The sequence below is a fragment of the Rhodanobacter sp. UC4452_H20 genome (genome assembly GCF_052978205.1).
The window spans coordinates 1759530-1778140 of record NZ_CM129662.1 but is presented as its reverse complement, the minus strand read 5'-3'; the positions used below and the strand labels follow the sequence as shown (position 1 = coordinate 1778140).

General features: G+C 66.3%; 20 protein-coding genes and 1 tRNA gene. 17 read left to right on the top strand and 4 right to left on the bottom strand.

Annotated elements, in window-relative coordinates:
* Positions 1 to 75: 75 nt before the first annotated feature.
* The 6 genes from ACVCMC_RS08480 (at position 76) to ACVCMC_RS08455 (ending at position 5261) form a co-directional block, all read left to right on the top strand.
* Positions 76 to 861, top strand: a complete 786-nt coding sequence (locus ACVCMC_RS08480) for an acyl-CoA thioesterase (RefSeq protein WP_447099350.1) — start codon at positions 76 to 78, stop codon at positions 859 to 861.
* A gap of 644 nt (positions 862 to 1505) precedes the next feature.
* Entirely contained in the window at positions 1506 to 1871 is a 366-nt protein-coding gene (locus ACVCMC_RS08475; RefSeq protein ID WP_235645110.1) for an Imm50 family immunity protein, read from the top strand.
* A gap of 17 nt (positions 1872 to 1888) precedes the next feature.
* Complete coding sequence (locus ACVCMC_RS08470; protein ID WP_447099349.1) at positions 1889 to 2227, top strand: immunity protein Imm33 domain-containing protein; 339 nt, start codon at positions 1889 to 1891, stop codon at positions 2225 to 2227.
* A gap of 71 nt (positions 2228 to 2298) precedes the next feature.
* The gene (locus tag ACVCMC_RS08465) at positions 2299 to 2745 is read left to right on the top strand and encodes a 4-fold beta flower protein (protein ID WP_008212477.1); all 447 of its coding nucleotides are present in this window, start codon (positions 2299 to 2301) and stop codon (positions 2743 to 2745) included.
* A gap of 1365 nt (positions 2746 to 4110) precedes the next feature.
* Complete coding sequence (locus ACVCMC_RS08460; protein WP_447099348.1) at positions 4111 to 4566, top strand: GNAT family N-acetyltransferase; 456 nt, start codon at positions 4111 to 4113, stop codon at positions 4564 to 4566.
* A gap of 17 nt (positions 4567 to 4583) precedes the next feature.
* Positions 4584 to 5261 carry a GNAT family N-acetyltransferase gene (locus ACVCMC_RS08455; protein WP_447099347.1) on the top strand — a complete coding sequence of 226 codons (678 nt, stop codon included), beginning with the start codon at positions 4584 to 4586 and terminating at the stop codon, positions 5259 to 5261.
* A 3-nt stretch (positions 5262 to 5264) separates the two neighbouring features.
* Here the strand turns inward: ACVCMC_RS08455 and ACVCMC_RS08450 are convergent, their stop codons facing one another.
* Both ACVCMC_RS08450 and wrbA read right to left on the bottom strand, forming a co-directional pair.
* Positions 5265 to 5627 carry a DUF2069 domain-containing protein gene (locus ACVCMC_RS08450; protein ID WP_447099346.1) on the bottom strand — a complete coding sequence of 121 codons (363 nt, stop codon included), beginning with the start codon at positions 5625 to 5627 and terminating at the stop codon, positions 5265 to 5267.
* Complete coding sequence (gene wrbA / locus ACVCMC_RS08445; protein WP_447099345.1) at positions 5624 to 6226, bottom strand: NAD(P)H:quinone oxidoreductase; 603 nt, start codon at positions 6224 to 6226, stop codon at positions 5624 to 5626. The genes ACVCMC_RS08450 and wrbA overlap by 4 nt, the downstream gene beginning before the upstream one ends.
* 105 nt (positions 6227 to 6331) lie before the next feature.
* On the opposite strand from wrbA, the gene ACVCMC_RS08440 reads away from it, so the two are divergent.
* The 3 genes from ACVCMC_RS08440 to ACVCMC_RS08430 are packed head-to-tail and all read left to right on the top strand — an operon-like array spanning position 6332 to position 8345.
* Positions 6332 to 7609, top strand: a complete 1278-nt coding sequence (locus tag ACVCMC_RS08440; RefSeq protein WP_395117224.1) for a YihY family inner membrane protein — start codon at positions 6332 to 6334, stop codon at positions 7607 to 7609.
* On the top strand, positions 7606 to 8079 hold the full coding sequence (locus ACVCMC_RS08435; RefSeq protein ID WP_395117225.1) for a TlpA family protein disulfide reductase: 474 nt from the start codon (positions 7606 to 7608) through the stop codon (positions 8077 to 8079). Before ACVCMC_RS08440 ends, ACVCMC_RS08435 begins: the two co-directional genes overlap by 4 nt.
* Positions 8079 to 8345, top strand: a complete 267-nt coding sequence (locus ACVCMC_RS08430; RefSeq protein WP_447099344.1) for an acylphosphatase — start codon at positions 8079 to 8081, stop codon at positions 8343 to 8345. Before ACVCMC_RS08435 ends, ACVCMC_RS08430 begins: the two co-directional genes overlap by 1 nt.
* Before the next feature lie 113 nt (positions 8346 to 8458).
* On the opposite strand, the gene prfA is transcribed toward ACVCMC_RS08430, so the two are convergent.
* Both prfA and hemA read right to left on the bottom strand, forming a co-directional pair.
* Complete coding sequence (gene prfA, locus ACVCMC_RS08425) at positions 8459 to 9541, bottom strand: peptide chain release factor 1 (protein WP_447099343.1); 1083 nt, start codon at positions 9539 to 9541, stop codon at positions 8459 to 8461.
* A gap of 70 nt (positions 9542 to 9611) precedes the next feature.
* Entirely contained in the window at positions 9612 to 10883 is a 1272-nt protein-coding gene (hemA, locus tag ACVCMC_RS08420) for a glutamyl-tRNA reductase (protein WP_447099342.1), read from the bottom strand.
* 165 nt (positions 10884 to 11048) lie between these two features.
* Here hemA and ACVCMC_RS08415 point away from each other — a divergent pair, with 165 nt between their 5' ends.
* The 8 genes from ACVCMC_RS08415 to ychF all read left to right on the top strand — a co-directional run bounded on the left by ACVCMC_RS08415 (position 11049) and on the right by ychF (position 18557).
* On the top strand, positions 11049 to 12740 hold the full coding sequence (locus tag ACVCMC_RS08415) for a tetratricopeptide repeat protein (RefSeq protein ID WP_447099341.1): 1692 nt from the start codon (positions 11049 to 11051) through the stop codon (positions 12738 to 12740).
* Entirely contained in the window at positions 12737 to 13342 is a 606-nt protein-coding gene (gene lolB, locus ACVCMC_RS08410) for a lipoprotein insertase outer membrane protein LolB (RefSeq protein WP_395117233.1), read from the top strand. Before ACVCMC_RS08415 ends, lolB begins: the two co-directional genes overlap by 4 nt.
* A gap of 55 nt (positions 13343 to 13397) precedes the next feature.
* A complete protein-coding gene (ispE, locus tag ACVCMC_RS08405) occupies positions 13398 to 14777 on the top strand; it encodes a 4-(cytidine 5'-diphospho)-2-C-methyl-D-erythritol kinase (RefSeq protein ID WP_447099340.1) in 1380 nt (459 codons plus the stop codon).
* Between the two features lie 40 nt (positions 14778 to 14817).
* Positions 14818 to 14894: transfer RNA gene (locus ACVCMC_RS08400), tRNA-Gln, on the top strand.
* A 51-nt stretch (positions 14895 to 14945) separates the two neighbouring features.
* Complete coding sequence (locus ACVCMC_RS08395) at positions 14946 to 15887, top strand: ribose-phosphate diphosphokinase (RefSeq protein WP_395121353.1); 942 nt, start codon at positions 14946 to 14948, stop codon at positions 15885 to 15887.
* A 162-nt stretch (positions 15888 to 16049) separates the two neighbouring features.
* Positions 16050 to 16745 (top strand): 50S ribosomal protein L25/general stress protein Ctc, encoded by a 696-nt coding sequence (locus tag ACVCMC_RS08390; RefSeq protein WP_447099339.1) that lies wholly within the window; start codon positions 16050 to 16052, stop codon positions 16743 to 16745.
* Positions 16746 to 16798: 53 nt separating this feature from the next.
* Positions 16799 to 17380 (top strand): aminoacyl-tRNA hydrolase, encoded by a 582-nt coding sequence (gene pth / locus ACVCMC_RS08385; protein WP_447099338.1) that lies wholly within the window; start codon positions 16799 to 16801, stop codon positions 17378 to 17380.
* An 88-nt stretch (positions 17381 to 17468) separates the two neighbouring features.
* The gene (ychF, locus tag ACVCMC_RS08380; protein WP_447099337.1) at positions 17469 to 18557 is read left to right on the top strand and encodes a redox-regulated ATPase YchF; all 1089 of its coding nucleotides are present in this window, start codon (positions 17469 to 17471) and stop codon (positions 18555 to 18557) included.
* Positions 18558 to 18611 lie beyond the last annotated feature (54 nt).

Sequence of the window (18611 nt, the reverse complement as noted above, 5' to 3'; positions counted from 1 at the left end):
CGAGTATAGGCATGCGGGCATTCGGCGCGTGGCGCTGGCATCATCGAAAGCCATTCCCCGGCGCAGGCGCCTTCCATGCGATTTTCCGAAGCGATGCCTACGGTCACGCGCCATGGCGATGGCTGGCAGGCCACGGTCAGCGAGGACTGGCTGCAGGGGCGCAGCGCCTTCGGCGGACTGCAGGCGGCGCTGGCCCTGCGTGCGATGCGCGAGTTGGTGCCGGCGGACATGCCGCTGCGCACCCTGCAGGTGACGTTCATCGCGCCGGTGCCGGCCGGCAGCGTGGCCATCCGCGCGCGATGCCTGCGCACAGGGCGCAGCGTCATCCAGGTCGAGGCCAGCCTGTGCGACGGCGAGCAGACGCTGTGCCGGCTGCTCGGCGTATTCGGTAGCGCGCGCCCCTCGGTGCTGGACTTCCAGCCCGAACAACCTCACGTCGAGGCGCCGGCGCCGCAGGAACTGCACTACGTCGAAGGCCGCATGCCCGCCTTCACCCAGCACTTCCGCGCCAACTGGCTGCGCGGCGACCTGCCGTTCAGCGGCGGCCACCAGCGCGACAGCGTGCTGCAGCTTTCCCTGCACGACGACGGCCCGCCCGACGAAACCCACGTGCTCGCCTTCGCCGACTTCATCCCGCCGATCGCCCTGTCGATGTTCGCCGCGCCCACCCCCGGCAGCTCGCTCACCTGGATGCTCGAACTGCTGCGCGACCGCTACGACGACCTCGGCTTGGACGACTGGCGCGTCGACGCCAACCTCATCGCCGCCCGCGACGGCTACACCAACCAGAGCGTGATGCTGTGGGGGCCGGGCGGGGAGGCGGTGGCGTTGAGCCGGCAGAGTATGGTGGTGTTTGGGTGAGGTGGGGTGATTCGGGTACGGCGTTCGCGCCTGGATCGTGCGCGTGGAAACACGGCGGGATTAGGCGGCGGGATTAGGCTGCACCAAGCGCAGCAACTCGTTGATCTGTTTAGGCCTGAGCCCGGTCGTGTAGGGTGACGAGCGCGGGATAGGCTGCGGGGTTACACTTCATTTCGTAATCTACATAGCGTTAGACGTAGAAAAGTATGGGTAAATACATGCACTGCCCACATTGCAAGCACTTCATTGAGCTTCGATACTTGGGGCTGTGTCGCGTAACCATGCGGGGCTCCAAGGTCTGGTCGATGCAGTGCCCTCGCTGCAAACAGAAAATAACCGTGTCAAAGATGCGTGACATTGTTGCTTGCATTTTGCCTTACTTGTTCGTGACGGTTGCTGCTGGAAGCCTAATTCCATACCACCCCAATCCACCTATCTTTCTTGTTATAGCGACTACGGCGCTATTTTTTCTGGCGGTGTACTTCCTCACCGGCTTGAGTCGGATGTTTTTCTTTCCCAAGATTGGCGTCAAGGCGAGTGAAGATTAATAGCTGGCCCAAGCGTAGGTCGTCGCAACCGTCTAACATCTCGTTCAAGGCGGACGGCTTCGCCGCCGCTTAACTCCAGCGTTAGGCGCCTTAGAAATGATTTCGCACGCCGAAACCGTCGAGTCCATCTTTGGGTACTGGCCCGAGTTCGCTGATGGCCGCATCGAGCTCTTCTCGTTCGTGTGGCCTGGCATCATCTGCCTCACAATTTCCTACGTCGACTCCAACATCCAAAAGGCAGCTTTTGTCAGCCTTCGGTTCTCGGGCGTTACCGACGTAGATCTCTCTGAGCTCCGCTCCGAGAACATTGTCGACGTCCTAAGCATCTCTTCCGAATCTCCTACTGTCGTTACAATCGAGGGCTGCTACGGTTTGTGCGGCACCTTCAAGTGCGACGCGGTGGAGGTTGCGGATGTGGTGCCTAACCACTCGTTCAAGGCGGACGGCTTCGCCGCCGCTTAACTCAAGCGTTAGGCCGCATGATGCAGCTCACGTCTCAACCGGAAATCTGTGCGCAGTTCGGCTCGTTGTTCGAGCCTCCCAGCGCAGATCAGCGATTAGGTGTTGCGCTTGCCACACTCTCGCAGCTTCCACTGAATGCGCTTCGTCATCCTCCGCAGAATGGGTCATGTGGCTGGTATATCTGGGGCGGCGAGTTGTGTGACGATCCTGAGTTCTTTCAATCGCTGCATGTCCATCATCTTGTTGCACACGCTCCCTCCTTAGTCCCGTTCCTGGCCCTTGCTCCTGGCTGGCGTGTTCTCCTCGCGCCAGAGCAAACTGAGGTCTGGTACGACCCCGCGCTTTTGGCCGTGTAGCATGCGGTCTAACATCTCATTCGAGGCGGACGGCTACGCCGCCGCTCAATTCTAGCGTTAGAGGTCACAACATGTCCGCGATGGCGAGAGGAGTTTTCACTGCGCTTTTTCTGCTCATCGCGGCGTTCCCGGCATTGGCGCAAGACGAGGTCACGCTTTTCAACGGCGCGGGCAAGCCAGAGGCGTACATCGCCGTCGATGACGAGCTCACCATTTACTTGTGGAGCGGCAAGCCCGTTGCGTACCTCAAAGAAGATAGTGCGGGCGGCTACGATGTCTATGGCTTCAACGGACAGCATCTTGGCTGGTTCCTCAAAGGCATCGTCTGGAGCCACGACGGCACTGCGTCCTGTGCCGTCAAAGAGGTCTTGCAGTCCACCGAATATGAGCCGTACAAAGCATATAAACAGTACAAACCCTACAAGGCTTACACTCAGTACGCGCCCTACCGTCCATATTTCTCTAACTCCTTCGGCGATACCCCGTGCCGTTTTCTCTTGGGGTCTGGCGCGCAGTGACCTCTAACCACTCGTTCGAGGCGGACGGCTACGCCGCCGCTCAACTCAAGCGTTAGCTACGAGGGGATGCAAATGTACAGGGTAGCGTTGGTTCTCGTGATCGCAATGGCGTCTACTATCAGCTATGCGAATGCGGCTGGGCCTAATTATCTCGACTATGACTCGCTAACAGCGCAGCAGCGCATGGCGCTTGGTATTTACGTCATTGGTGCCAGTGAGGCATACGGCTGGGCGAATGTTTCACTTGTGCAAAGAGGTGACGCACCGCTGTTCTGTGTGCCAGCTAACTTGCACATCAATGGAAACAGATACCTGGAAATATTCAAAGCAGAATCTGCAAATCACCGATCAGCTTACAAGCAGATGGTTGATAGATCAGGACACAAAAGCATGGCCTTCGTCGACATAGTGTTGCTAGATGGACTGAAGTCAACGTTTCCATGTGGAAAGTAGCTAACAACTCGTTCAAGGCGGACGGCTTCGCCGCCGCTTAACTCCAGCGTTAGGGCTCATGACCGACCAATCAGATCTCCGTGAACTCTATCGGCTTCATTCGGACGGCCAGTCCAAGTACGTGTACTTCTTGCTCGCCGCTACTGGTGCAGCTCTCGGCTACGGATTGCAAAAGCTCGATGGACTTCCTATCTCCTGGTGGGTTGCCCCTGGATTACTGGCACTAGCATTTTGGCTCGCGAGCTTCTTTTGCGGTTGCAAGCGCATAACTTGGGTGCATTCCGCTATCTACGCAAACTATGCATTGCTTCAACTCAAGCACGGACTTCACCCTGAGCAACCTGCCCATCCTCAGGCAGCACAAGCTGCAGCGGACGGCACTCGGTCAGCTGTGGAGCGCAACACCAATCGCGCACGTACCTACCAGAGACTCCAGTTCCGGCTCCTCGCGCTTGGAGTTGCTCTGTTCGTGGCATGGCGCATCATTGAGATGGTTAGGGTGACGTATGCGCCCTAACAATTCGTTCAAGGCGGACGGGATAGTTCCTACGCTTTAGTGGACACCCTGAACTAACATTTCAGGAGCGTTCCATGCCCAAGCCAGGCCCCCGAACCACCACTCGCTACCGCCGAACGGGGTCTACCGCCGAACGGGGTCAGGTTCACTTACCCACTCAATCCGGACGGGATTAAGCAAGCCTGACCACGCTTTTACCGCGCGCCATTGCGCCGGAAGCACGCCATCGAGCAGCGCCAGTAGCCAGGCGGTTGCCGCATTGAGGGGCGAGTCGCGGGGCGTCCTGCCGAAAGGCCATGGCATCCTCGGCGAGGCGAAGCGGGGAGTTCGAGTACAGGCGCAGCGATCAGGAGGCGATCCCGCTCGCGGACTTGGCTGCGCTACCATCCGCGCACATGGATATCCGACCCGACGATCTCACCGCGCCTGCCGTCATCGACCTGCTGCGCGAGCACCTGCAGGGCGTGGCGTTGCACTCGCCGCCGGAGAGCATCCATGCGCTCGACGTCGACGCATTGCGCCGGCCGGAAATCAGCTTCTGGACGGCGTGGGAGGAGGGCGAACTGCTGGGTTGCGGTGCGCTGAAGCAGCTCGATGCGCAGGAGGCGGAGGTCAAGTCGATGCGCACCGCCGCGCGCCATCTGCGCAAGGGCGTCGCCGCGGCGCTGCTGCGGCACATCATCGACGAGGCGCGGCGACGCGGCTGCCGTCGACTGTGCCTGGAAACCGGATCAGCCGCGGCGTTCGCGCCGGCCCATCGCCTGTACGCCAGCTTCGGCTTCGTGCGCTGCGAACCGTTTGCGGATTACGTCGCCGATCCATACAGCGTGTTCATGAGTCGCGAGCTGTAGTGGTCGCGGGATCACCGGTGCCAGCCATCCTCGACAACATCTTCTGGCATGCGCTCAGCGGGCCGCAGGCGGGCTTTGCCCAGGGTGCGGGCGGTGCGCGGCGGTTCGCGCCGGGGTTCTCGCCGATCCTCGGCTTTGCCGATCCGGCCGAACCGGCATTCGGCGAACTGCAGCCGTTCTGCGCGTCGGGCGAATCGTTCTACACCGATGGCTGGTCGGGGCCGGCGCCGGTCGGGTGGAGCATCGAACTGGAATCGACCATGTTCAAGATGCGCTGGGCCGGCGAGCTGCCCGCGCGGGACGATGCGCCGGAGGCGTTGCCGCTGGAGCCGCAGCATGCGGAGCAGGCCATGGCACTGGCGGCGCTGACCAAGCCGGGGCCGTTCGGCCCCCGCACGCTGGAGCTGGGCGATTACTTCGGCGTGTTCGACGGCGCGCGGCTGATCGCCATGGCCGGCGAGCGTGCCTTCGCTGGCGGCTGGCGCGAGGTGAGTGGCATCTGTACCCATCCCGACGCGCAGGGGCACGGGCTGGCCCGCCAGCTCACGGCCAGGCTGATCCGACGCCAGCTGCTGCGTGGCGAAACGCCGTTCCTGCACGTGATGCGCGCCAATGAAGGGGCCCGCGCGCTGTATCGGAGCATGGGCTTCGTCGATTACCGCGAATCGGTGGTGCGGGTGATCCGGCGCGCGTGACGATCAGTGCGGCGTGCTTCGCCGCTTGACGCCGGCGCCCAGCACGGCGATCAGGCCGACCGTCAGCACGATCTCCGCCCATGCCAGCACGCGTTCGCCCGGCGCGCTCCATGCCTCGGCCACGCCGTGGCAGAAATAGAACAGGCTGAGGATGCCGACCCAGAGCAGGGCGCGGCGCACGTTGCGGATCGCCAGCAGCGGCAGCAGCAAGGGAATCACGGTGATCGCCAGCACCAGCCAGGCGGACAGGGTTTGCGATGGCACCAGCCAGGCATGCCAGACGAGCTGCAGCACGACGAGCAAGGCCCAGGCGGCCAGGCCGACGCGATAGACGGGCAGGATGGGCGCGTGCGTGGCGGCGGTCATGGCGTATCCGCCAGGCGGCTGGCCACGTCGGCCAAGCGGCGGCCCAGCGCGCGGGCCAGCTCGCGCTCGTGTTCGCTGATCGGGTTGTCGCCCTTGGCGCCGGCGACGTGGCTGGCACCGTAGGGGGTGCCGCCGCTCTGCGTGCTCGTCAGCGCCGGCTCGGTGTACGGCACGCCGACGATCAGCATGCCGTGATGCAGCAGCGGCAGCGCCATCGAGAGCAGGGTGGATTCCTGGCCGCCGTGCATGGTGCTGGTGGAGGTGAACAGCGCCGCCGGCTTGCCGGCCAGCGCGCCGCTGGCCCATTCGGCGCCGGTGGTGTCGAGGAAATATTTCAGCGGCGCGGCCATGTTGCCGAAGCGGGTGGGGCTGCCCATGGCGAGTGCGACGCAGTCGAGCAGATCCTGCTTGGTCACGTATGGCGCGCCGTCCTCCGGTTCCGGCGGCTGCGCGATGTCGGTCACCGGCGCCACCGGCGGCACCTGGCGCAGGCGCGCGCGCATGCCGGGTACCTCCTCGATACCACGCGCGATCAGGCGCGCCAGTTGGGCGGTGTGTCCGCTGCGGCTGTAATACAACACCAGGATTTCTCGGGCCATGCGGCGATTCCACGCGTTGAGGCGTTCACGGGCAATGGGCTAGTGTACCGGCCGATACCCCGAACACCGGAAGCGGCAGGCTGCCGCGACAACCCGAGGATAGCGATGGCCCGCCGCTTCGATCCCGATCGCATGCGCTATTTCCGCCGCTTCGTGTGGCAGCGCTTCATCGACGACAAGTGCTTCGAGACGGCCGGCGCGCTGTCCTACACCACGCTGGTGTCGCTGGTGCCGCTGACGGTGGCGGTGCTGGCGATGTTCGCGGTGTTCCCGGTGTTCGCGGGCGCGCGCGACACGCTGCTCAATTTCGTCTTCAACAATTTCGTGCCGACGGCCGGCGAAAAGGTGCAGGCGGCGCTGCAGAGTTTCGCCGACAACGCCAAAGGGCTCACCGGCGTCAGCATCCTGGTGATGCTGTTCAGCGCGCTGTCGATGATGATCAGCATCGAGGACCGGCTCAACCGGATCTGGCGCGTGCACCAGGCGCGTCGCTGGAGTTCGCGCCTGCTGCTGTACTGGGCCGCGCTGACGCTGGGGCCGATCCTGGTCGGCGGCGGCATCGCCACCACGTCGTACGTCACCGCGATGCCGTTCCTCAGCGTGGCGGCCGGCCAGATCCACTCGATCGGCGCCAGCCTGCTGGCGACGCTGCCGTTCCTGGTGACCTTCTGCACGTTGTGGCTGATGTACGCAGTGATCCCCAACACGCGGGTGTCGCGTCGCGACGCGGCGATCGGCGCGCTGCTGGGCGCGGTACTGTTCGAGATCGCGCGCTGGGGCTTCGGCCAGTTCGTGGGGCACGCGCAGACCTACCAGCAGATCTACGGCGTGCTGGCGACGATCCCGATCTTCCTGCTGTGGATCTACCTGTCGTGGGTGATCGTGATCCTGGCCGCCTCGGTGGCGGCGTCGATCTCCGCCTACGAGTACGTGCCGCCCTCCGCAACCCTGCCGGCAGGGGCCGAGTTCCTGGGCCTGCTGGTGGTGCTGGGGGTGTTCGTCGACGCGCAGCGCAAGGGTGCGTGCGTGGACGTGGCCGAGGTGCGCCTGGGCGCGCCGAGCCTCAGCGCAGGTGCGGTCGCCGGCTATTTCGACGACCTGCAGGACGCCGATCTGATCCAGCGCGGGGAGGCGGGCGGCTGGCTGCTCTGTCGCAGCCTGGACAGCACCGACCTGCTGCGGCTGTATCGTTGCACTCATCACCGCCTGCCGCTGCAGCCGCGCGAGGAAGCCGCGGCGATGAACGTGGTGTTGCCGGCGGAGCTGCTGCTGCTGCTCGACGAGGTGGCCGCCGCGTTGCATTCGAAGCTGGGCACCCGGCTCGACCAGATCTATCCCCCGGCCGCCGACCCGGCCGCCGACACCGAGGAACTCCCCGCATGATGTTGCTGAGCCGTTTCGCCGCCGTCGCCCTGGCGCTGGCTTTCGTCACTCCGTTGCAGGCCGCGATGCCGGAGCAGCCAACGCTCAAGGTCAGCACGCTCGATGGCAAGAGCTTCGACCTGGCCGCGCAGCGCGGGCACTGGGTCATCGTCAACTACTGGGCGACCTGGTGCGTGCCGTGCATCAAGGAAATGCCGGACATCTCGCACTTCGTCGCCGCGCACCAGAACGTGCGCGCGATCGGGCTGGCCTACGAGGACAGCGACACGGCCGACATCAAGGCGTTCCTGGCCAGGCACCCGGTGGTCTATCCGATCGCCCAGGTCACCGTGGACAAGCCGCTGAAGGATTTCGACGCGCCGCGCGGCCTGCCGATGACCTACCTGATCGACCCGCAGGGCAAGGTGGCGCAGCGGAAGCTGGGGCCGGTCACCGAGGCCCTGCTCAAGCAGTGGATCGGGGCGGACTGATGCCGACGGCGCGGTTTCTCGTGGACGGTCGCGTGCAGGGCGTGTTCTTTCGCGCCAGCACCCGCGAGCAGGCGCTGGCGCTGGGCATTGCCGGTCACGCGAGGAACCTGGATGACGGACGCGTCGAAGTGCTGGCCAGCGGCAATGCCGAAGCGCTCGACGCGCTGGGGCGGTGGTTGTGGCAAGGTCCGCCAGCCGCCGCCGTGACCGCGGTCAGGCGCGAGGACCTTTCCGACCGGCAGTTGCAGGGTTTCCACACCGCCTGAGGTCGCCCGAACCCTGCGGCATGACTGTTTCTGCGGTAGGTGGACTTCAGCGCGTAGGGCGGGCACTGCCCGCCGGCGGCTTCGAGGCGCGACGGTGGCGGGCCGTGCCCGCCCTACGAGGCGCCGCCGAGAGCCTGGAGCTGGTCGGCCTGGTGCTCACGGGTGAGCGTGTCGATCAGTTCGCCCAGGTCGCCCTGCATGATCTCGGGCAGGCGGTAGAGGGTGAGGTTGATGCGGTGGTCGGTGATGCGGCCCTGCGGGTAGTTGTAGGTGCGGATGCGCTGGCTGCGGTCGCCGGAGCCCACCTGCAGGCGCCGTTCCTGCGCCTGCGCGGCGGCCTGCTTGCCTTGCGCCTCGTCGAGCAGGCGCGCCTTCAGCAGGCTCATCGCGCGCGCGCGGTTCTTGTGCTGACTGCGTTCGTCCTGGCACTCCACCACGGTGCCGGAGGGCAGGTGGGTGATGCGGATTGCCGAGTCGGTCTTGTTGACGTGCTGGCCGCCGGCGCCGGAGGCGCGGAAGGTGTCCACTTTCAGGTCGGCCGGGTTGATCTCGATCTCGTCGATCTCGTCCAGCTCCGGCAGGATCGCGACGGTCGCGGCCGAGGTATGGATGCGGCCCTGCGATTCGGTTTCCGGCACGCGCTGCACGCGGTGCGTGCCCGATTCGAACTTCAGTTGCGAGTACGCGCCCTTGCCCTCGATGCGCGCCACGATCTCCTTGTAGCCGCCGTGCTCGCCGGCGTGCTCGCTGAGCACCTCGACGTGCCAGCGGCGGCTCTCGGCGTAGCGCACGTACATGCGGAACAGGTCGCCGGCGAAAATCGCCGCCTCGTCGCCACCGGTGCCGGCGCGCACTTCCAGATAGAGATTGGCCTCGTCGCGCGGGTCCTTCGGCAGCAGCAGCAGCTGCAGTTCGCCGTCGAGATCCTGCAGGCGACGCTCCAGGCGGGCGACGTCGTCGACGGCCATCTCTCGCAATTCGGGATCGTCCAGCATCGCGCGCGATTCGGCCAGATCGCGCTCGGCGCGCTCGTGCTCGCGCAGCGAACCGGCGATCGGTTCCAGCTGGGCGTACTCCTGCGACAGCTCGCGAAAGCGGCTGTTGTCGGCCAGCACCTCGGGCTGCGACAGCAGCAGGCCGATTTCCTGGTGGCGCTCGGCGAGTGCTTCGAGCTTGCGGCGGATCGAGGGGGTCATGGGGAGCGGCGAGAAGTGAGTGGAGAGGAGTGAGAAAAGAGAGGACCGGAGCGATGCTTTCTCTCACTTCTCACTTATCTTCACTCGCTTCTGAATCAAGCCCGTACAGCCGCCCCGCGGCGTGCAGCAGGTCGAGATCGCCGCTCAGGGCGGCTTCGCGCAAGCGCGCGCTGGGATGGTGCAGCAGCTTGTTGGTCAGCGTGTTGGCGAGAAAGGCCAGTGCCTCGTCCGGCGACTTGCCGTGGGCGAGCATCGCGCGGGCCTTGCCCAGCACCTCGTCGCGGTAGACCTCGGCGTGCTGGCGCATGTCCAGGGCGGGGTTCTTCGTGGTCAACGCGCGGCGCCAGGCCATGTAGCGGTCGACTTGCAGGTCGATGATCGCATCCGCCTCGCGGGCGGCCGTTTCGCGCGAGCGGCGGTTGTCGTCGATCACCTGGCGCAGGTCGTCGATGCCGTAGAGATAGACGTCCGGCAGTTCGGCGACGGATTCCTCGATGTCGCGCGGCACCGCGATGTCCACCATGAACATCGGCTTGCGCCGGCGGCTCGCCATTGCCTGCCCGACCATCGCGCGGGTGACGATCGGCTGCCGCGCCGCAGTGGAGGAGATCACGATGTCCGCCTCGGCCAGGTGTTGCGGCAGGTCGGCCAGTGCCACCGCGTAGCCGCCGTAGCGGCCGGCCAGATCCTGCGCGGTTTCCAGCGTGCGGTTGGCCACGATCAGGCGGCGGGCGTGGCGTTCGGTCAGGTGGCGCGCGGCCAGCTCGATGGTGTCGCCGGCGCCGATCAGCAGTATGCAGGCCTGTTCCAGGTCGGTGAATACCTGCTCGGCCAGGCGCACCGCGGTGAATGCCACCGACACCGTGTGCGCGCCGATGCGGGTGTCGGTGCGCACCCGCTTGGCCACCGCGAAGGTGTGCTGCAGCAGGCGATCCATGGGCGCCTTCAGCGCATGCGCCAGGCGCGCCTGCTGGTAGGCGTCCTTCACCTGACCCAGGATCTGCGGCTCGCCCAGCACCATCGAATCCAGCCCGGTGGCGACGCGGAACACGTGGCGTACCGCATCGCGTTCCTCATGCCGATAAAGGAACTCATCGAGTTTGCCGGGGGTCAGATGATGATGACGGTTCAACCACACCTGCGGGATGTCCTCGGCACCTTCGGCCACGCCCACGTACAGCTCGGTGCGGTTGCAGGTGGACAGGATCATCGCCTCCTCGATGCCCGGCTCGCTGGCCAGCTCGCGCAGCGCTGCGCTGGCGGCGTCCTCATCGAACGCCACCTGCTCGCGCAGGCTGACCGGCGCGGTGAGGTGATTGAGCCCGAGGGCGATCAGTGGCATGGGATGGCGGATATCTCGGCGGCAGGAGTTTGGCGGCGTAGGCTAAGCTTGGCGCGAGCGCCGATCATCGCGGATACGGCTGCAGCAGGTCGGTTGACGGAGAACAGTGTGCGGAGCGGGTCGAACAAGTTCAAGCAACTGCGGCATTTTACGGCACTGGCCGCAATGGCGCTCGCGCTGGGCGCCTGCACCACGGCGCCGCTGCGTCCGCAGGCCGCGCCGACGCCGCAGCCGCTGGCGCACCTGGTGGTGGCCACGCCGGATGCCGACCACGACTTGCTGGCCCAGTTGCTGGCCGGCGAAATGGCGTTGGGAAACACCGATCTGCCCGCCGCGTCGGCTCATTACGACAAGGCGATGGCCCTCAGCACCGATCCCGCCGTTGCCGAGCGGGCAGCGGAGCTGGCCATCGCCGTGCATCACGGCGAGGCGGCCGGCCGCGCGCTGGACCGCTGGCAGGTCTTGGGCGCCAAGCCCGCATCCATTGCCCGCGCGCGCGCCGAGCTGGCACTCGACCAGGGCAATGCGACCGAGGCGGAACAGCAGCTGGAACGCCTGGTCACCAGCGGCGACAAGGATGCCTGGCGCCAGTTCGGCCGCGTGCTGCTGGGCGCGCGCGACCAGGCGCAGGCGGCGCGCCTGTTGGAGGCGCTGGCCGTGCCTGCGCGATTGCCGGCCGACCCCAAGGCCTGGCTGGCGATGAGCGAACTGGGCGACAAGCTCGGCCGCCATGCCTATGCGCAGCAGATCGCCACGGCGGCGGTGCAGCGCTTCCACAACGCCGAGACCTACGCCTGGGCCGCGCAAATGAAAGCCAAGGACGGCGACCGTGCCGGCGCGCAGGAACTGTTGCGCAAGGCGCTGGCACAGGCACCGTCCGATACGCGCCTGCGCCTGGCCTACGCCGGCCTGCTCAGCGCGTCGGGTGACGACGCGGCCGCCCGCCGGCTGCTCGCGCACGGCACGCAGAACGCCGACACCTACGCCATGCGCGCGGGGCTGGCCGCCCGCCACCAGGACGCGAAGGCCCTGGCCACGCTGTACCGCCAGTTGCAGCAGGCCGCGCCCGACGTGCGCGTGCAGAGCAGCTACCTGCTCGGTCAGCTGGCCGAGATGCAGCATCGCGAGGCCGAGGCGCTGGACTGGTACGAGCAGGTCGGCGACGACGATCCGCATGCGTTCGACGCCGCGATACGCAGTGCGCTGATCCTGCACACGCAGGGCAAGCACGAACAGGCGCATCAGTTGCTCGCCCAGCTGGAAATCGACTACCTCGAACAGCCCGAGCAACTGAGTCAGGCCTTGCAGGCCGATGCCGAGCTGTACCTGCGCGAGCAGGACTACGCGCAGGCGGAAACCGCGTTCGGCCGCGCCCTGCAGGTGATGCCCGACGATCCCGGCCTGCTCTACGGTCGCGGCCTGGCCTATGCCCAAGCCGGCCAGATCGACCTGGCGGTGAAGGATTTCCAGCACCTGCTGAAGATCAAGCCCGGCGACATCGACGCCAGCAACGCGCTGGGCTACACCCTGGCCGACGCCAATCGCGACCTGGCCGAGGCGAAGAAGCTGCTGCAGGTCGCGCGCGCGGCCAAGCCCGACGATCCGGCCATCGCCGATTCGTGGGGTTGGCTGCAATATCGCCTCGGCCATCTGGCGCAGGCCGAGCAAACCCTGCGCGGCGCCTGGCTGGCGCGCAAGGACGCCGATGTCGGCGTGCATCTGGGCGAAGTGCTGTGGAAGCAGGGCCGTCGCCACGATGCGCAGCAGGTGTTCGACGAGGTGCGCAAGCTCGACCCGCACAGCCTCGCCCTGCGCGATGCCCTGAAGCGCCTGCTGCCGGTCGGAGCGCATCCTTGAGCCGGATCACCGCGTACGGCGCGGCATTGCTGCTGCCGTTGCTGCTGACTGCCTGCGCGCCGGCGGTACGCATGCCCGGCGACGCCGGCCTGCTTGCCGCCCAGCGCGCGCGCGAACACGCGCTGTCCGACGCCGGGCACTGGTCGCTGCAAGGCCGGCTGGGTGTATCGGATGGCCACGAAGGCGGCAGCGGCAGCTTCAGCTGGAGCCAGGACGGCGCGCGTTACGAGTTCGTGCTGCGCGCGCCGGTGACCGGCAAGAGTTTCCGGCTCAGCGGCGATGCGCACGATGCCTTGCTCGAAGGGCTGGACGGCGGGCCGCTGCGCGGCAACGACGCCGAGGCGCTGATGCGCAAGGCACTGGGCTGGGAAGTGCCGCTGCGCGAGTTGCGCGCGTGGGTGCTGGGCCTGCGTGCCGCTGGCGGCCCGGCGGAAATCCGCTTCGGCGAAAACCGGCTGCCGTCGCTGCTGCGGCAGGACGGCTGGTCGGTGGAATACCGCAGCTGGGACGAAACCCGCGATCCGCCGTTGCCGACCAAGGTCTACGCCGCGCGACCGCCGTACAAGGTGCGGCTGTCGATCGAATCCTGGCAGTTTCGGTAAGCGCCATCGGTTGGGTTAGGCTTTGCGCCCTGCCGACGGTGCGCCGCTGCCATCCATGAACGTCCACATCGACCGTGCCCAGCCGGGCCATGTCGCCGCCCTGTGTGCGATCGAACGCAAGGCCGTGCAGATGTTTCGCGGCCATCCGGCGTGGCCGGCGTACGCGGCGGTGTCGATGCCGGTCGAACTGCTGCGGCAGGCTGTCGAGCGCGGCCTGGTCTGGGTGGCGCCGGATGAAGCGGGCGATCCGCTCGGCTTCATCTGGCTGGACGAGGAGCCGGGCGACGGTGCGATCGGCGTCGCCGAGATCGACGTGCTGCCCGGGCATGGTCGCCGCGGCATCGGCGCGGCCCTGCTCGAACACGCCTGCAACTGGGCGCGCGAGGCGGGCTATCGGCGGGTGGATCTGGGCACCCTTGCCGACGTGCCGTGGAACGCGCCGTTCTACGCACGGCATGGTTTCGCGGTGGTCGACAAGAACGCCCCGGCGTTCGCCAACGCCCGCCAGCGCGATCGCGAGCACGGTTTTCCCGACGACCTGCGCGTCTTCATGAGCCGCCCGCTGGCCACGCCGGCGCGCGGTGAATGGACCGCATGGCCCGCGCCGGCCAAGCTGAACCTGTTCCTGCGCATCACCGGTCGCCGTGCCGACGGCTACCACGAACTGCAGACCGTGTTCCGCCTGCTGGACTGGGGTGACGAAGTGCGCCTGCGAGTGCGCGACGATGGCGAAGTGAAGCGCCTGAACGGCGCGCGGGGGGTGGCCGAGTCGGACGACCTGGTCGTGCGCGCGGCCTGCTTGCTGCAGCAGCATGCCGGTTGTGCGCTGGGCGCGGATCTCGCCGTCGACAAGCGCATCCCGATGGGCGGCGGCCTCGGCGGCGGCAGTTCCGACGCGGCCACCGTGCTGGTGGCGCTCAATCACCTGTGGCGGCTGGATCTGGACGAGGACAGCCTGGCCGCGCTGGGCGGCCAGCTCGGTGCCGACGTGCCGGTATTCGTGCGCGGGCGTTCGGCCTGGGCCGAGGGTGTCGGCGAGCGGCTCAGTCCGATCCATCTGCCGCGAAGGCATTACGTGGTGCTCGACCCGCGCGAGCAGGTGCCTACTGCAGCGCTCTTTCAAGCGCCTGAATTGACACGAAATGCGCCGCGGGCGACAATTTCGTCCTTTGTTTCCGGCGCAACGGTCGAGAACGCCTTCGAGCCGGTCGTGCGGGCGCGTTACCCGCGGGTCGCGGCGGCGCTGGCGTGGCTGGGCGGTTTCGGCACGGCGAGGCTTTCGGGTACCGGCGGCTGCGTGTTCCTGGAGCTGCGCTCGCTCGCGCGTGCCCACGCCATCGCAGAACGTTGTCCGGCGACATTCAGGGTACACGTGGCGAGCGGGATGGATGTCTCGCCGCTGCATCAGGCGCTGGCGCGGCAACGCGCAAGTTGACGGATTTCAGGCAAAGGCACGACCGAATACACCAAGACACTGGGGCGTCGCCAAGCTGGTTAAGGCACGGGATTTTGATTCCCGCATTCGCAGGTTCGAATCCTGCCGCCCCAGCCACTTCATTGTTGGCTGAGTTTTCGAGGTAGCACCGTGGACACGTCCACCCCGATGATGCTGTTCACCGGCAATGCGCATCGCGCATTGGCCGAGGATGTCGCCCACCGCCTGGGCGTGCCGCTGGGCAAGGCCCTGGTCGGCACCTTCAGCGACGGCGAGGTGCAGATCGAGATCGAGGAGAACGTGCGCCGTCAGGAAGTGTTCGTGATCCAGCCGACCGGTGCGCCCAGCGCGGTGAACCTGTTCGAGCTGCTGGCGCTCACCGACGCGCTCAAGCGCGCCTCGGCGGCCAGCGTCACGGCGGTGATCCCGTACTTCGGCTACGCCCGGCAGGATCGCCGGCCGCGCTCGGCGCGGGTGCCGATCACCGCCAAGCTGGCCGCCCGCATGATCGGCGCCGCGGGCGTGGACCGGGTGCTGACGGTGGACCTGCATGCCGACCAGATCCAGGGCTTCTTCGACATCCCGGTCGACAACGTGTACGCCTCACCGGTGCTGCTGGCCGACATCTGGCGCAAGTACAGCATGGAAGACCTGATCGTGGTCAGCCCGGACGTGGGCGGCGTGGTGCGTGCCCGGGCGATCGCCAAGCGGCTGGACGACGCCGACCTGGCGATCATCGACAAGCGCCGTCCGCGCGCCAACGTCTCCACCGTGATGAACATCATCGGCGACGTCGAAGGCAAGACCTGCGTCATGGTCGACGACATCGTCGATACCGCCGGCACCTTGTGCGCGGCCGCTGCAGCTCTCAAGGAGCGTGGCGCCCGCAAGGTGGTCGCCTACTGCGTGCATCCGGTGCTGTCCGGCGCGGCGATCAGCAACATCGAAGGCTCCCAGCTCGACCGGCTGGTGGTCACCAACACCTTGCCGCTGCGCCCCGAAGTCCAGGCCTGCAGCAAGATCCGCCAGCTCTCCGTCGCCGAACTGCTGGCTGAAACCATTCGCCGCATCGCCTTCGGCGAGTCGGTGAGTTCGCTGTACGTGGATTGAATCCGGGAATAGGGAGTAGGGAATAGGGAATCGAAGAGCCGCACCCACGCTTTTCCTATTCCCTAATTCTCCATTCCCTATTCCCCTCCAAGGGCTCTCCTGGTCGCGGGAGAGTCACCCATCCGTCGCAAGGCGGAAAACGCAACCCAAGGTAATAAAACAATGACCCAGACTCATGAAATCAAGGCGCAGAGCCGCAAGGACGAGGGGAAAGGTGCGAGCCGCCGCCTGCGTCGCGCGAGCTTCGTGCCGGCCGTCGTCTACGGTGGCAGCCAGCCGCCGGAAAGCATCCAGATCGAGCACAACACCATCCTGCTCGCCGCCAAGAACGAATGGTTCTTCTCCTCGATCCTCGACCTGAACGTCGATGGCAGGGTGCAGAAGGTGCTGGTGCGCGACTGGCAGAAGCATCCGTTCAAGCAGCTGATGATGCACATGGATTTCCAGCGCATCGACGAGAACGCCAGGCTGCGCGCCAACGTGCCGCTGCATTTCCTGAACAAGGAACTGTCGCCGGCCGGCAAGATGTCCGGCGTGGTGATCTCGCACAACCTGACCGAAGTGGAAGTCAGCTGCCTGCCGAAGGATCTGCCGGCGTTCATCGAGCTGGATCTGGGCGCGCTGCAGGCCGGCGACATCATCCACCTGTCGCAGCTGAAGCTGCCGGCGAACGTGGAACTGCCGGCTTTGCTGCTGGGTGAAGCCCACGACGTCGCCGTGGTGACCGTGAACGCGGTCAAGGAAAGCGCCGCGGATGTCGCGGAAGACGCTGCCGAAGCCGAGGCCGAAGCGACCAAGGCCGCGGCTGCCAAGCCGGGTGCGAAGTCCGACGCCAAGCCGGCTGCCGACAAGAAGTAAGTCGTGCGGCCCCGCGCCCGACCGGCGCGGGGCCATGCATGGCTGGCTGCGCAATGGCTGGATTGAAACTCATCGTCGGGCTGGGCAATCCCGGCGCCGAATACCTCAGAACCCGGCACAATGCCGGGTTCTGGCTGGTGGACGCCCTTGCCGGCGGCCAGGGCGAGCGGTTCGCCTTCGACGGCAAGCTGCATGGCGAGAGCTGCCGCGTGCGCCTTGGCGGCGAACCGGTCTGGCTGCTCAAGCCCGCCACCTTCATGAACAAGAGCGGCATCGCCGTGGTTTCGGCGCTGCGCTATTACAAGATCGAACCCGAACAATGTCTGGTCGCGCATGACGACCTGGACCTGCCGCCCGGTACCGTGCGCCTGAAGTTCGACGGCGGCCACGGTGGGCAGAACGGCCTGCGCGACATCATGGGCCACCTCGGCCACGGCAAGTTCCATCGCTTGCGCGTGGGCATCGGCCACCCCGGCCACAAGGATCAGGTCACGCCGTGGGTGCTGGGCCGGCCTTCCGCCACGGACGAAACCGCCATCCTGGACGGCGTCGCGCGCGCCCTGGACGTGCTGCCGCTGGCGGTGGATGGGCAGTTCGACAAGGCGATGCAGCAGTTGCACACGACGAGGGAATAGGGAATGGGGAATAGGGAGTCGCAAGAGCATCCCGACCCCCGCTTTTCCTATTCCCCATTCCCTATTCCCTATTCCCGGAATCAAATCCATGGGCATCAAATGCGGCATCGTCGGACTGCCCAACGTCGGCAAGTCCACCCTGTTCAACGCGCTGACCAAGGCCGGCATCGCGGCGGCCAATTTTCCGTTCTGCACGATCGAGCCGAACGTGGGCGTGGTGCCGGTGCCGGACCCGCGGCTGAATGCGCTGGCGGCGATCGTCAACCCGCAGAAGGTGGTGCCGACCGCGGTGGAGTTCGTCGACATCGCCGGCCTGGTCGCCGGCGCGTCGAAGGGCGAGGGCCTGGGCAACAAGTTCCTGGCCCACATCCGCGAGGTCGACGCGATCGCCCACGTGGTGCGCTGCTTCGAGGGCGACGTGATCCACGTCGCCGGCAAGGTCGATCCGATCGCCGACATCGAGACCATCGACACCGAGCTGGCGCTGGCCGACCTGGAGTCGGTGGACAAGGCGCTGAACCGCGCCGAGCGCGCGGCCAAGGCGAACGACAAGGATGCGTTGGCGAAGAAGCCGGTGCTGCAGAAGCTGGCTGCCGGGCTCAACGAAGGCAAGTCCGCGCGCAGCCTCGGCCTGGACGAGGAAGAGAAGGCGCTGGTGCGCGACCTGTTCCTGCTCACCCTGAAGCCGCTGATGTACATCGCCAACGTCGCCGACGACGGCTTCGAGAACAACCCGTTGCTGGACGCCGTGCGCGAGCGCGCCGTCGCCGAGGGTGCCGAGGTGGTGCCGGTGTGTGCGGCCATCGAGGAGGAACTGGCGCAACTCGACGAAGCCGACCGCGACGAGTTCCTGAAGGACATGGGCCTGGACGAGCCGGGCCTGAACCGGGTGATCCGCGCCGGCTACAAGCTGCTCGACCTGCAGACCTATTTCACCGCCGGCGTGAAGGAAGTGCGCGCGTGGCAGGTGAAGCGCGGCGCCACCGGGCCACAGGCTGCCGGCGTGATCCACAGCGATTTCGAGAAAGGCTTCATCCGCGCCGAAACCGTCTCCTACGACGACTTCATCCAGTACAAGGGCGAAGCCGGCGCCGCCGCCGCCGGGCGTCTGCGCAAGGAAGGCAAGGAATACATCGTCAAGGACGGCGACGTGCTGCACTTCCTGTTCAACGTCTGACCGGCGCGTAGGGCGGGCACTGCCCGCCGCTCCCGATGGGTGCGTTGAAGCGCC

Bases quoted from the DNA above. Each gene is read 5' to 3' on its own strand.
- ACVCMC_RS08460 (WP_447099348.1), top strand. From the start codon at position 4,111: ATGGATATCCGACCCGACGATCTCACCGCGCCTGCCGTCATCGACCTG.
- ACVCMC_RS08395 (WP_395121353.1), top strand. From the start codon at position 14,946: ATGATGCTGTTCACCGGCAATGCGCATCGCGCATTGGCCGAGGATGTC.
- hemA (WP_447099342.1), bottom strand. From the start codon at position 10,883: ATGCCACTGATCGCCCTCGGGCTCAATCACCTCACCGCGCCGGTCAGC.
- ispE (WP_447099340.1), top strand. From the start codon at position 13,398: ATGAACGTCCACATCGACCGTGCCCAGCCGGGCCATGTCGCCGCCCTG.
- ACVCMC_RS08430 (WP_447099344.1), top strand. From the start codon at position 8,079: ATGCCGACGGCGCGGTTTCTCGTGGACGGTCGCGTGCAGGGCGTGTTC.
- ACVCMC_RS08450 (WP_447099346.1), bottom strand. From the start codon at position 5,627: ATGACCGCCGCCACGCACGCGCCCATCCTGCCCGTCTATCGCGTCGGC.
- ACVCMC_RS08475 (WP_235645110.1), top strand. From the start codon at position 1,506: ATGATTTCGCACGCCGAAACCGTCGAGTCCATCTTTGGGTACTGGCCC.
- wrbA (WP_447099345.1), bottom strand. From the start codon at position 6,226: ATGGCCCGAGAAATCCTGGTGTTGTATTACAGCCGCAGCGGACACACC.
- prfA (WP_447099343.1), bottom strand. From the start codon at position 9,541: ATGACCCCCTCGATCCGCCGCAAGCTCGAAGCACTCGCCGAGCGCCAC.
- ACVCMC_RS08480 (WP_447099350.1), top strand. From the start codon at position 76: ATGCGATTTTCCGAAGCGATGCCTACGGTCACGCGCCATGGCGATGGC.
- ACVCMC_RS08470 (WP_447099349.1), top strand. From the start codon at position 1,889: ATGATGCAGCTCACGTCTCAACCGGAAATCTGTGCGCAGTTCGGCTCG.
- ychF (WP_447099337.1), top strand. From the start codon at position 17,469: ATGGGCATCAAATGCGGCATCGTCGGACTGCCCAACGTCGGCAAGTCC.
- ACVCMC_RS08465 (WP_008212477.1), top strand. From the start codon at position 2,299: ATGTCCGCGATGGCGAGAGGAGTTTTCACTGCGCTTTTTCTGCTCATC.
- pth (WP_447099338.1), top strand. From the start codon at position 16,799: ATGGCTGGATTGAAACTCATCGTCGGGCTGGGCAATCCCGGCGCCGAA.
- ACVCMC_RS08435 (WP_395117225.1), top strand. From the start codon at position 7,606: ATGATGTTGCTGAGCCGTTTCGCCGCCGTCGCCCTGGCGCTGGCTTTC.
- ACVCMC_RS08415 (WP_447099341.1), top strand. From the start codon at position 11,049: ATGGCGCTCGCGCTGGGCGCCTGCACCACGGCGCCGCTGCGTCCGCAG.
- ACVCMC_RS08440 (WP_395117224.1), top strand. From the start codon at position 6,332: ATGGCCCGCCGCTTCGATCCCGATCGCATGCGCTATTTCCGCCGCTTC.
- ACVCMC_RS08390 (WP_447099339.1), top strand. From the start codon at position 16,050: ATGACCCAGACTCATGAAATCAAGGCGCAGAGCCGCAAGGACGAGGGG.